Consider the following 14,101-nt stretch of genomic DNA (forward strand, 5'->3'; position numbering starts at 1 on the left):
TCTTATATTAAAAATTTTTTAATATACATATCTACTATTCATATATTACCTTTTCATCAAAAAACAAGGGATTCGCCCGTGAATGCTGAAAAAGTGTTTATCGTCCGGGAATCGGACAGGGGAACAGGGCCGCAGTCCGGCCAAAAACCAGGCCTGACAGCAGACCAGTCCCCTTGTCTTCTAAATTCCCATTATGACTTCCACATGGTATTCATGCTTTTCACTTTTTAACTGAATGATATGGTTACCAATCAATGTTCCGTCCACTTTGACACTTTTTACTCCTTTACTGACTCTATCAGGATTTTTGATGTTTATTATATATTTTGCTTCTTTATATTTATATTCCATACTATATTGTTCCCACTCTCGGGGAATACACGGGTCAATGATCAATCCTTCGCCTCTTTTTTTCAATCCCAGAATGTGCTCTATACCTACCCGGTACATCCAGCCGGCGGCACCGGTATACCACGTCCAGCCACCCCGGCCTATGTGAGGATGTACTGCATATACATCGGCAGCCATAACATACGGCTCCACTTTATACCGTGCGGCTTCTATAGGTGTACGTGCGTGATTGACAGGATTGATCATATTGAATAATTCCCATGCTTTATCTCCATGCCCCATTTTTGCAAAAGCAAGTACCACCCAAATCGCCGCATGTGTGTATTGTCCTCCGTTTTCACGGACACCCGGTACATATCCCTTTATATATCCCGGTTTTAGGTCTCCTTTATCAAAAGGTGGTGTGAGCAGCATAATGAGTCCTTCATCCCTTTTGATCAAATAATGCTCTAACGCTTCCATTGCTTCTTTAGACCTTTTCTCTCTTCCGGCACCTGAAATCACAGACCATGACTGTGCCAGCGAGTCAATTTTACATTCGGTATTACGTACAGAACCCATCGGTGTGCCATCATCAAAGTATGCCCTTCGATACCACGAACCGTCCCAAGCGTTCTTCTCTATACTATCCATTATTTCCGTGGAAATATCTTTATATCGTTTCGCACGCTCAAAATCCTGTCGTGCTTCACAAATTGGAATAAACCGTATGAGTGTGGTAAATAGGAACCATCCCAGCCATACACTTTCCCCTCTGCCTTTATTACCTACCGTACTCATTCCGTCATTCCAATCACCGGAACCCATCAGCGGAATACCATGCTCACCGAACTTTAATGCCCGGTCAACGGCTCGGACACAATGTTCATAAACTGATGACTTTTCTTCAGAGATCAGGGGAATATTGTATCTTTCGTCTACTTCTTCCCCAAGAAGTTCATCCTCAATGTATGGCACTTCTATATCAAGTATACTGCTATCTTCCGTATTCTCAATATAATCAGCAGTTACAAACGGAAGCCATACAAGGTCGTCAGAGAACTTGGTTCTTATTCCCTTGTCCGCTCCACCCACTTCGCTTACTACCGGATGCCACCAGTGCTGCACATCTCCTTCAACAAACTGGTGTTCCGCATGCCTTAATATCTGCGTATGGGCCAATTCGGGAAGTACATAAACCGTCGCCATCACATCTTGAAGCTGATCCCTGAATCCATATGCGCCTCCTGACTGATAAAAAGCCGATCTGGACCAAATCCTGCATGATATGGTTTGATACACCAACCATCCGTTTAGCATTAAGTCCATAGAATGATCCGGTGTTGTAACTTTGACAGCACCAAGAATACCACTCCAAAAATCTTTTATCGATTGAAGCGCTTTTTCTGCTTCAATAGCATCTCTATACTTAGTAGATATTGTCATGATTTCGTTCAAATCTTTACTCTGTCCCAGCATAAAGACTACTTTCTTTTCTTCATTCGCTTCCACGCCAATGTGAACTTGCATCGCTGCGCAAGGATCATATGCGGCCCCTGTCTTATTAGAAAGTTTCTCCCGCTTCATAGCAATAGGCGTTTGCAAGTCGCCAAATTCACCTATAAACTCACTGCGGTCGCCTGTATATGTACGTTCCGCTACGGATGCGTCCATAAAAACGATTCGGCCGGGGTAATCGGAATTATATTTATTTTCTATCAATAAAGCCCCCGTCTGCCGGTGAACATTTGTTGTTATATATGGCGCAGTGGATTGGTCACTTACGCCCAATACAGGCCTTATATAATAAGTAGCGCTAATATTTCGCCTATTATTTGATATATTTTTCAAGTTTACAATACAAATTTTCACAGACTCCTCTTTCGGTACAAACACCGTTAACTGTTGATGTATACCGTGGCTGATATGCTCGTAAATCGTATATCCATATCCATGAGTAATCTTATACGGTTCTTGCTCACGTATAGGCAGCGGGGTTACCGACCAGTACTCCCCGCTATCCTCATCTCTTAAATAAAAAGCTTCACCTGCCGGGTCCCGAACAGGATCATTGGACCACGGTGTCAACTTGTTCTCTCTGCTGTTTTCTGCCCAAGTGTAACCTCCTCCTGCCTCTGTTGCTAAAATACCAAAACACTCGTTAGATATCACATTGATCCAAGGTGCCGGCGTCATCTGATTTTCCTTCAGCTGTATGATATATTCTTTTCCATCCTGTGTAAATCCGCCCCAACCATTATAGTACACCAACTCCGGCACTTCGAGCTTTTGATGTCCATATTCCGGAGATTCCTGCTTCTTTTGCAAAACAACCGGTAAACTGTATTCATCTTGGTTAAGCTTGATTTGTTCAGCCAAAGTCCCTGCATCCGCTTTAAATATCATACGGGCTACAGTCATAAGCAGCGTTCTATCTTTCTCCGGCATGGTTCTTCCCGGCCGGATAAATACACCTCCCGGCTTATCTTGCAAATCCCTTGCATGACTAATAGATATGATATCACGCAGCATATCCTGAAGAGGCTGAGTGTAACTTCCTTCATCCTCATTCAATATCACGATATCAACATGAAATCCTTTCACCCGCCAGTATTCATGGGCCTTTAATAGCTGGTGTACAATCTCAATTTCATCTGTATCTTTAATACTAACAAGTATAATAGGAATGTCACCGGAAATACCGTATGCCCATAATCCGGTCTGCCCTTTCACATTCCTCTGAATAACGTCTTCTGATTGTCTGCGCAAAGGACTGTTATATAAAATCTGTGGGAGCATGTCCAGTATCAGTTCTTCCTCTCCTGCTTTAAGTCCCAGATATTTAGATTCAACCTGACTCCGTGTCCATGCCAGTTCAAAGGCACGCAGAACGGATGCCATATCTTGATATTTTTGTGCCATTCTGACAATCTCTTCATACTTATCACTGATTCCGGTCACATATGCAATACGGGCCGTTTGACCCGGCTCAATTCTCACTCTGCAGCGCAGACTCATGATCGGGTCGAGTACAGGGCCTACCGTATCGGTGAGCGGTTGATCAACATCCATCACAATAGGATTTGAAAGATCCCTGCCTCTGCCGATAAACTTTGCGCGGTCGGTCTCATATTGTATGCCGCCTACCGTCTCCCCATCTATGGCAACAGCATGGACAGCCCATGTGGTATTTTTCCCTTCTTCTCTTGGTCTTCTGTTTGCCAGCAAACAATTATACTCAGGTATAAACTCTGTTCTCACAAACAAATTACTGAATGCGGGATGCGCAACATCTGATGACTGTGGCGCCAATACCACCTCAAAGTAACTTGTTACTTCCAGCACCCGGGTATGTTCACTATGATTGGTAAGCGAGATCCGCCGGATCTCCGCACTATCTTCAGGTGAAACAACTACTTCCGTATGTGTATCTATATTGCCGTCTTTGCGCATAAATTCCGCTTTGTCTGATGAAAACACCACCTTGTATTTTTCTGTTTCATCATAATATGGCGCATAAGTTGCCGACCATACATTATTCGAATTAATATTTTGTATATAGAAGAATGTACCGTAATTATCCCGTTGAAGTTCCTCCCTCCATCTGGAGACAGCCGTACCATGATGTCTGCTGTACCCCGACCCACGATCGGTAATCAGCACCGAATACTCACCATTAGATAATATGTGTGCATTGGGCAGAGGATTTGCCGGTTGTTCATAAACACGTACAACGTCTTCATGGTGCTGTTCAACTAACTTAAACGGTTCTATTTTTTCCTTATATTCTTTTGTCATAATTACCCGGGTAGGCACTCTTTCTTGCAGCAGCAATTCCGCCGACTTAACCATCGGATCGGCATGAAATCTTTGCTGCATGATATTATTATTCAAATAATTTACCAGCGCGATTAAACTCATCCCCTGATGATGTACCATAAAGCTTTTTACAGTACTGCTTATTTGACTGCGCATCATTCTTTCAGGCGTATAATCAATTGCCTCATACAAACCATAGGGACCATCCACACCTTCTTTTTGGAGCTGCCTAATATTTCCTATCGCTCCCGCCGGATCAACCATGAGCGCCATCACTGTAGCATAGGGCGCTACTACCATATCGTTTGATAGTCCGCGTTTCAGTCCCAGTTCGGGAACGCCAAAGGCCTTATATTGATAGTTTAATCCAATGTCAAAGGCATAATATCCGGACTCCGATGTTCCCCAGGGTACTTGACGCTGCCTGCCATATTTCTTCTGGCTTTCTATTACGAATCTGTATGTCTCATCCCACAATGTATTCTTATAATTTTTCATAATTAACAGAGGCATCAAATATTCAAACATGGTGCCTGTCCATGATACCAATCCTTTATATCCTCCCGCGGAAGTAAGATTACGTCCCAGCCTATGCCAATGCTTTTGGTCAATTTCACCCCTGGCAATGGCGATATAACTTGCCTGACGCGCTTCCGAAGCAAAGAGGTCATAATATGATTTTGTAAGCTGCTCTTCTTCGACATTATAACCTATAGAAAACAACTGACGCTTTTTATCAAACAAAGGCACAAACTTCATCTCGCTAATCAGCAACTCAATACGGCCAACAAGTTCACAGTAAAATTTGTAAACATCATCGATAGTCTTACTTGCTTTCATAATGCTTTCTTTAAGAGCTCTTACCCAATGCAGTATTTCTTCATGCTGACCGGTTTTCTTCTTAGTTGATTCAAGCCCACTCATGGCATCCTTAAGTTTGACTTCAATGTCCGGGTAGACCGCATATAATCCTGAAAGTGTAGCTTGCTGCTCAAGCGCCGCCAATACATCCTTGATCGCCCTTGCAGGCTTCGCATAAACGCCTTTTTCCTCCTGTATGGCTTCAGGCATAGCGTCAAGAAACCCTATCCAAGGTACAAGTTCATTTATATCTTTGATAAATGATGCAATCATATGATTTATTTTATAGTGCCATTCTAGTCCATTTTGATTTTCGTTATCTGCTAGCTTACTTATATTTTTACTTAATTGGTGCAAAACGCTATTCCATTTGGCAAGCGAAATATTTTTCTCTTGTGCAGTTTCATGCAGAAATCGGGTGTCAACATCAAGCCCTTCTTTTTCATCCATTAGAAGCATCATCGTATCTTCCAGGCCAACGGCTAGAGAAAAATGTACCAATGGCTTACTTAAGTATTCTTCTATTCCTTGCCTGAGCACCATTAAATAACCAATAAAGTTACCGCTGTCAACCGTAGAGATATATCTTGGCCTTAATATCTCAAGCGTACGGGTATCATACCAATTATATAGATGCCCCTTCCATTTTTCCAGCTTTTCAATGCTATGCAATATCTTATCCAGTTTGTCCCCAAGCTCAAGCATTCCGATATAACCCAAGTCTCGTGCAGCCAGTATCGAAATCAACAGGAACCCGATATTTGTAGGTGACGTTCTATGTGCTGCGCCATTAGGGGGATCTTCCTGATAATTATCCGGAGGTAAATAATGGTCCTCTTCCGTTACAAAATCTTCAAAATATCTCCATGTTTTACGGGCAAGTTTTCGTAATTCCCGGCCATCTGCGCTGGATAGTTCAATCTGTTGCTCTTTATCCATACTGCTTATGTTATATGCAACCACCGGAGAGATGCCCCAAACGCAGAATAGCAATACTGCTGCAAGCCATGCGGAAGAGTCCTGTAAAATAGCTATCACCGGAACCAATGCGGCAATCAAAACACCTATCCACATCCTCCTCCAAAAGCTTAGCACATCATTTTTCAAACGCTTTTCCGCATCAGCCGCCGTCACCCATTCAAGCGTGTTTTTCTTGGAAATAAATACTCTATACAATGTTCTAACAATGGCATCTATCATTAAATATGCCTGATAAGGCAAAAATATAAATAAGAGTACTACTTGATAAAAAACCGCTTTAAAACCGTAAATAATGGTACAGTATCTTTTTTCTCTGCAAAATTGAAAATTTTTCGCTAAAGCCGAATCGACTGAAGCTGTAATTAATGTAAACGCGACTGCTAATAAACCAAAAAACAGCCATAACCAACGGCTGCCCGGCAGTACACCAAAAGAGAAAATCAGCAGGCAAATCACCGCAGGCGCAATTAGGCTTCTTCTTAAATTATCAAATATCTTCCACCTCGAGATGATGGAAAGCGGATTTTTTAACAGCTCTCCGTTCCTATTCCTGATAGACCCTTTGAGCCACGGCATAAGCTGCCAATCCCCTCTCACCCAACGGTGAAGCCGTGCCGTATAAGCATTGTAACGTGAAGGATACCCGTCCACAAAGTCTATATCGGTTACCAATCCTGTTCTTACATAAGAGCCTTCTAATAAGTCATGGCTCAGCACCGTATTTTCGGGAATGGCATCCTTTAATACCTCTTCAAAAATATTTAAATCATATATTCCCTTTCCGGTAAATATACCTTCACCAAATAAGTCCTGGTATACGTCGGATACAGCCGTTGTATACGGGTCTACGCCGCCTTCACCCGCAAAAATCCGGGAAAAGAAGGTCTTGTTCGCACTTACGATATCTACATTAATACGAGGCTGAAGCAGGCCATATCCTTCGGTAACAACACCTGCATCCTTATCCAGTATCGCACGATTGAGCGGATGGTATAAAGTGCCTATCAGCTTTCTCGCTGCGTCTTTCGGTAGATTGGTATCAGCATCCAATGTAATGACATATTTTATGGGCATGATTTGTGATAAATTACTTGATATCACGGAGAAGGTTGTATTATGCGCACCTTTGAGCAGTGCATTAAACTCCATCAAAGCTCCTCTCTTACGCTCCCAACCCATCCATTTTTTTTGTACATCGTTATACTGTCTATGCCTATGAAAATAATAAAAAATATTATGTCCATTTGCATATTTTTCATTTAATTTTTTAATTCCTAAAAGTGCCGTATCAATTATTTCATCTTCTCCGCGTAGTTCTTTCTCATTGGAATCTTTAAAGTCTCCTACCAAAGAGAAGTAAAGATGCTTCTCCCGATTAGCCAGATAATATACTTCCAATTGGCCTATCAGTTCTTTCACACGTTCCTTATTAGGAATCAAGGTGGGAATGACTACCATAGATGCAGCATCCTCCGGAATACCTCCCAATAATTCAAGCTTTGGCAGCATGACCGGATTGGAGAAGTGCGTAGACATCCAATTTATAATAGACACAGCTATATCACTGGCAGGGATTATTACAATCAATCCGGTTAAAATGCTCACTCCTGCTTTGCCACCCGATGCCGTATATGCATAATAAACCAATACACCTGTTATAACCAAAGTACTGAGAAAAATCGAACCCAAATATGTAAATGCGGGATGATTTTGAAAAAATTCTAGTAACTTATTAAGTCCGGCGGCCTTATAACCGATTTTATCTCTTAAAGTCTTTTTACCTTTTCCGATTAAGTAATATCCGATGTGTTTTATTCTTATTTCTTTATCATCTCTAACTTCTGCCATTTGAGCACATTCAACTGCTTTTTTTGCAACTTGAATCTCATTAATATTGGATTTAATAGATAATTTTTCCACATTGTGCCGGTAATAGTCTCTGGAAGCAAAGTCCATTTGCGAATATATACCGGCAGGGTCTTCTCGAAGAAGCTTTTCTACCGGACTCAATATTTCGAAAATTCCTGACCAATCTAATGTTGAAACCAATCTCAAGCTGGTAATAGAGTTTCCTATAGAAACTTGGCGCATTGCCTGCTGCTGATGTTCCAAATGCGTGATGTATTCAGCATCCATACCATTCTCAGCCAATTTTTCATCGATGCATTTAATAATAGACACCATCTGGATGCCTTGCTTTTTTAATCTTTTTAACAGGTGTTCTGCAAACGAAGGATTCATCTCTTTCATTCCTTGCAGCTTGCCTCTTAGAAATTCAGCAGTATTATCGTTATCTTCTTGCATTCTGGATAATACATGGCTAGCAAGTTCTTCCGATTGTATAAATTCATTTTGAGACTTTATGAGTTTCTCACAAATACGTCTTATATTTTCTACAAGAGCAATTCGAACCATCACGGCTACTGCCCAAAGCTCAGCACTGGATAAAATATTCTGGGATTGGTATGCCTCTATAAAACTAATGAGGGTCTTCTCATCGAATCTTCCATCGGTATGTGCAACGATTTCATGTGCAACAGCATATATTCTTGGATATCCTCTTAAAGCCCCCTCTTTCAACACAGGCAGCTGCAGATAGTATTTTTTATTTAGATTTTGTCGTATCTCTTTTATTTGCTGTTCAATGATATAATAATTATCAAGCAGCCATTCCGCTGCAGGTGCTACCGTCTTATTATCTTTTAAATCATCATTTAACTTTTTATAGGCCGATGTAATCAATGTAAAATTATCATTCATCCTTGTAATCAGCCATGTAACAGATATTGAATTTTGGGTAACTGTATGATTTCTGGCAATCTCTCTTGCATGCTGTTCCAATTCTTCCGGATTCAGCAGTGCGTCTTGAATATCACCCACCTCGCCATTCTTTTTTAAAAATAATTTATATATTAATAGCAAAGTGATTACAATCATTGTAATGATATATATCATAATAAATGTTTTTTCCATCGTATTCCCCATTCCTTACTTTTTATGATTTTAAAATCGTTTATTTTAGATAAACTATAATACAGCGTCTTTTGGGTATTCTATAAAATATCATACCCATATTATCCATTTTTCATAAGTATTCGCTTTTTTCAGCATAAATAAAACCGGAATATAACACATCGTGTTATATTCCGGTTTTATTTATCTGCTCATATGTACATTATAAGCTTTAAAACTAAAAGCTTTAATCTGAAAACAATATGGGTACTCCCCATTCAATTCGAAAGATGAAGGAACTCATACGTATTCTTCCATAGAATCTTTTCCCGTTCCTCTTCATTTAAATCAAGTTTCATAAATCTTTGTAATTCATCCTTATGGGAAGTGATAGGGAAATCTGTTCCAAACAATATTCGATCCACACCGTGTCCCTTAATAATTTCCACAGCTTCTTCAGAGCTCAGGCGCCAAAGAGCACTGGAAGTGTCCATATAAATATTCTCTCCAACCAAATGTTCCTTTACTTCATCCCATCTGGAATACCCCCCCAAATGCGCAGCTACTACTTTCAAGTTTGGGAATCTATTTATAATATTTTTTAGTTTTATTGGCTTTGATGAATGATAATTTTCATCACCCATATGAAGGAGTATCGGAAGCTTATCACCGATAGCTTCATAAAGCGGATACATTCTGGGCTCATCTACGTCAAATCCTTGAAACTCGGGATGCAGTTTTATTCCCTTTAAACCAAGCGTTTGAATTCTCTCCATCTCTTTTTCAATGTTTTCATAATCCGGATGCAATGTCCCAAATCCAATAATATGCTCATTAGTCATAGATGCAATCCAGCTATTGACGTTCTCCACTTGTCCGGGACGAGTGGCTGTGGAATGAATCACCAGCTTTTCTACCTTTGCTTTTGAAGCACTCTTCAAAAGATCATCTTTTTTCCCTCGACAAGGCATGGGAATCCCATAATACTCTCCCAAATTTCTAACAGCCTTTTCTTCTACCGCATCAGGAAATATATGTGCATGAAAATCTATAATTCTATACGCCATGATGTCCACCCTTTCGATCGGTTTATTCTTATGTTAAATGTTGAATACATTAAAAATTTTACTTAGAATATATTGTTTTGGTGAGGAGAGTATAAGACTCCCCACTTAATAACCATTATAATAAAACGAGTATACCATTGTCTCGATGCGAAATCAACAAAAAACCATTCTTATTCTTTGAATATGTTGGTAAATATGCTCTTCTTTTAATATTATCCAATACATCTTGACCCACCATATCAAGTGCGCTATAATATATCTAAATGTGCAGTATACAATACATAGTAGTAATATAAATTAAGCATTAATAACTATTGGAGGTATTCATGAATAACGATTATATTAAAGGGGCAAAAGGCGCCCTGCCTATTATTCTGGGTTACTTGCCAATTGGGTTTGCATTTGGCGTGCTGGCATCACAACAAAACTTAACCATCATAGACATCTTTTCCATGTCTCTTTTTGTTTACGCAGGCTCTTCTCAATTCATAGCTGCCGCAATGTTTGCATCCGGCGCAACTGCTATGAATATTATCTTGACAACATTCTTGGTTAACTTGCGTCATATGCTGATGAGTGCTTCTCTCGCTCCGTACGTTAAACATATTCCATCTCAGGTTCAATCGCTGATTTCTTTTGGCATTACTGATGAAACTTATGCTGTTAGCGTGACAAAAGTTAGAGAGGAACAATGTTCTGCAAAATATTTTATAGGGTTACATGCTGCATCACAAACCAGCTGGATTGCCAGCACTGTTCTAGGGGGTATTCTGGGTAATTTCATACCGGATCCTACACGCTGGGGCATAGATTTTGCTTTATCCGCAATGTTTATTGGCCTGCTTCTTATGCAAATGAAAAGTCATAAAGATTTGTTGGTTTCTGTTTGTGCCGGCGGAATATCACTGCTAATTGCCATAGGTGTTGAAGGAAGCTGGAATATTATTATTGCTACACTGCTAGCAGCAACGATTGGAGTGAGTATTGATATATGGAACGAAAAATTATCCTTGTCATTATCGGAATGAGTCTAGTCACATATATTCCCAGGATGTTGCCCATGGTAGTGTTATCAAAATTCAAACTGCCGCCGCTGTTTCTTAAGTGGCTGAGATATATCCCTGTTGCCGTATTATCCGCGCTCCTGGTTCCCGGAATACTGCTTTCGGATAATAAATTTTCATTCGGATTAGAAAATAACGCACTGTTAGCATCTATTCCCTGCATTCTGGTGGCAGCAAAAACAAAAAACCTGTTTCTTACTGTATTAGTAGGAATCATTAGTATGTTTTTGCTTAAGATGATAGGGTAAAAATGGAACGGTACGGAGCCGTTCCCTACATTGTAATATTTTATGAAATCATTTGTTTTCTTAAAAGCTCTTCCAATTCTTCAGCCGGTATTGGTTTACTAAACAAATACCCCTGGGCTTTATCACAATTTTCTCGCTTTAAGAAAAATAGCTGTTCTTCTGTTTCTACGCCTTCAGCAACAACTTCAAGATCCATACTGTGTGCTATCGAAATTAAAGATCTTGCAATTGCCTGTTCACAATTACTGTGGGTTATATCTCGTACAAATGATTTGTCAATCTTTAATGTATTAATAGGTAGACGGCGCAAATAGTTCAACGATGAATATCCTGTACCAAAATCATCTAAAGATACTTGTATCCCCATTTGCTGCAGCTTATTTAATATGATGATCGCATAGTCAAGGTTTTGCATTGCAATGGTCTCTGTAATCTCCAACTCAAGCCACTGCTGATTCATTCCAACATCGTCCAGCATCCGGGCAACCATTTCTACCAGACCCTGCTGTTGAAACTGTCGCGCAGAAAGGTTTACCGCCATTTTTATCGATGGCAATCCTGCTTGCTGCCACAATTTATTCTGCCCGCATGCTGTCCTAAGCATCCATTCGCTAATAGGTACAATCAACCCGGTTTCTTCCGCAATCGGAATAAACTTCATAGGTGAAATCGTGCCCCAGACAGGGTGCACCCATCGAATGAGCGCTTCAGCACCCACAATTTTTCCGGTCTTGATATCAATCTGGGGCTGATAGGCTACAGTATATTCGTTTCTTTCCAAAGCATGCCGCAAGCTGTTTTCCATGTCCAATCTCTCCATGATCTTTATATTCATGGATTGGTTAAATAACTGATACGTATTCTTACCTAATTCTTTTGCATGATACATCGCAATATCGGCATTCTTAAGCAATGTATATTCATCCTGGCCGTCTTTGGGGTATATGGCAATCCCAATACTTGATGATACATAGAATTCACGGTCATCCAATATCCATGGATGTTCAAGTGAAGTAATGATTCTGCTTGCAAGGCTTGTTACTTGCTCCACACTATATATTTCCGGCTGTATAATAACTAATTCATCACCACCAAGACGCGCTACCATCTCACCTTTTTTCAAATACCTTCCCAACATCTCTCCTACATTTTTAAGCAGCAAATCGCCGTAAGTATGGCCTAGCGTATCATTAATGGTTTTAAAATTATCCAGATCCAGAAACATCACACTAACCATAGACTTTTTCGCTTTAGCTTCCGTCAAAGCATTTTTCAGAGTATCAACCAAAAGTGTCCTATTTGGGAGTCCTGTCAATGAATCATAGTACGCCATTTGATGTATAACTTCTTCTGTTGATTTACGCTCCGAAATATCCGTATATGAACCGGCTATCCGGATTGGCTTTCCGTTAACATCCCATACCGCTTTTCCTCGATGTAAAAACCATTTGTACTTTCCATCTTTAGTACGTAATCGGTGCTCATCCTGATAGAACGGTGTTTTATTCATTATATGTACCCGAATCATACGTAGCGTATTTTCTACATCATCGGGATGAATCAAGTCCTTCCATGACTTAAGATCCCTTGGCATCTCTATTTCTTCGAAACTAAGTGTCTCTGTCCAACGGCTGGAAACAAACAATTTACTATTTTTAATATCCATGTCCCAAATAATATCATTGGACCCTTCTAAAGCAAGTCGGAAGCGTTCCTCACTATCTTTTAGGCTCTCCTCGTTTTCTATAATATGATTATATTGAAACCTTAACTCTTCTTCAGTAGCTGCCAACTCTTCATGGGCAGCTTCCAGCTCGTCATAGCTCCTATACAGTTCCTTATTGGTATTCTCTATTCTTTTTTTAAGGCGGTTAATATATAGGTGCATTAAAATAAAAGCAATAAGTCCAAAAACCAGTATTGCAAAGATAAATGTAACCCACTTTTTTTTCTGTAAATCATGATAATAAGTAGAATGTCTAAAAAAATACTTTTGGAATAATTCTTCGTATACGCCGGAACCCTGTAGTTCTGAAATCCTTCTGTTAATATAGTTAACCAATCCACTGTTGCCCTTACGTACTCCATAAGCAATTTCTACCGGGAAAAGATTAACCGAATGTGGAGTGATTTCTCCCTGTAAATCTTTTTTTATAATAAAATAATTGGTAACTTCCTGATTTTCAAACAGCACATCAATCTCGCCTTGTTTTAAAGCATCTAATGCGCTTTCAATATCCGGGTAAGATTGATAATCTTTTATACCAACAGTATCTCTCAAAATAGTTTCCGAATATTGACCTTGACCTACTCCAACTTTGTAATTCTTGATATTGTCCAGTGCAATTTGCTGTGTATCTTTTTTAGCATAGATACTAATATGAGATTGAAGAACGGTTTTAGAAAACAGGATATCTTTTTTTCTTTCTTCTAATACTACCATTAGTCCGCATGTATCAATTTCCCCGTTAACCAAACGATTATATACATTCTCCCATGTGTCCACTGAGTATTCCACTTGAAAATCTTCACTCTTAAGTATCACGTTTAATAAGTCAACATCAAATCCGCTTAAATAATTGTTTTTAACAAATTTATAAGGGGGATAGTTGGTTTCAGCTTGATATTTTATAACCGGCATGGTTGCTTGGGCACTGGAATATCCCGATGTTATAAAAGCTATGATAATTAGTACAAGTAAACTAACCTTCCACGTGTTTTTCATAGTTCCTCCCTGACCATTCATATTGACGATTAAAGCTATAGCTAACCAAAATTC

5 protein-coding genes are annotated in these 14,101 nt (G+C 39.8%); 2 read left to right on the top strand and 3 right to left on the bottom strand.

Translation table 11 applies throughout. The features are described 5' to 3' along the window. Positions 1 to 180: 180 nt before the first annotated feature. Together QKW49_RS06085 and QKW49_RS06090 are read right to left on the bottom strand one after the other, a co-directional pair. Positions 181 to 8,964, bottom strand: a complete 8,784-nt coding sequence (locus QKW49_RS06085) for a glucoamylase family protein (RefSeq protein WP_282866661.1) — start codon at positions 8,962 to 8,964, stop codon at positions 181 to 183. A gap of 257 nt (positions 8,965 to 9,221) precedes the next feature. Continuing rightward, entirely contained in the window at positions 9,222 to 10,010 is a 789-nt protein-coding gene (locus tag QKW49_RS06090) for an amidohydrolase family protein (protein WP_282866663.1), read from the bottom strand. 326 nt (positions 10,011 to 10,336) lie between these two features. Between QKW49_RS06090 and QKW49_RS06095 the strand changes: the two genes are divergently transcribed. Together QKW49_RS06095 and QKW49_RS06100 are read left to right on the top strand one after the other, a co-directional pair. After that, the gene (locus QKW49_RS06095; RefSeq protein WP_282866664.1) at positions 10,337 to 11,038 is read left to right on the top strand and encodes an AzlC family ABC transporter permease; all 702 of its coding nucleotides are present in this window, start codon (positions 10,337 to 10,339) and stop codon (positions 11,036 to 11,038) included. A gap of 32 nt (positions 11,039 to 11,070) precedes the next feature. Next, positions 11,071 to 11,322 (top strand): AzlD domain-containing protein, encoded by a 252-nt coding sequence (locus QKW49_RS06100; RefSeq protein ID WP_282866665.1) that lies wholly within the window; start codon positions 11,071 to 11,073, stop codon positions 11,320 to 11,322. A 40-nt stretch (positions 11,323 to 11,362) separates the two neighbouring features. Here the strand turns inward: QKW49_RS06100 and QKW49_RS06105 are convergent, their stop codons facing one another. Next, positions 11,363 to 14,047, bottom strand: a complete 2,685-nt coding sequence (locus tag QKW49_RS06105; protein ID WP_282866666.1) for an EAL domain-containing protein — start codon at positions 14,045 to 14,047, stop codon at positions 11,363 to 11,365. Positions 14,048 to 14,101 lie beyond the last annotated feature (54 nt).

Origin of the sequence: Petroclostridium sp. X23 (assembly GCF_030013905.1) — a bacterium.
Lineage (GTDB): Bacteria > Bacillota > Clostridia > SK-Y3 > SK-Y3 > X23.

What these genes read in the sequence shown, in the direction of transcription:
- QKW49_RS06085 (WP_282866661.1), bottom strand. Translation starts at nt 8,964, where the DNA reads ATGGAAAAAACATTTATTATGATATATATCATTACAATGATTGTAATC.
- QKW49_RS06090 (WP_282866663.1), bottom strand. Translation starts at nt 10,010, where the DNA reads ATGGCGTATAGAATTATAGATTTTCATGCACATATATTTCCTGATGCG.
- QKW49_RS06095 (WP_282866664.1), top strand. Translation starts at nt 10,337, where the DNA reads ATGAATAACGATTATATTAAAGGGGCAAAAGGCGCCCTGCCTATTATT.
- QKW49_RS06100 (WP_282866665.1), top strand. Translation starts at nt 11,071, where the DNA reads ATGGTAGTGTTATCAAAATTCAAACTGCCGCCGCTGTTTCTTAAGTGG.
- QKW49_RS06105 (WP_282866666.1), bottom strand. Translation starts at nt 14,047, where the DNA reads ATGAAAAACACGTGGAAGGTTAGTTTACTTGTACTAATTATCATAGCT.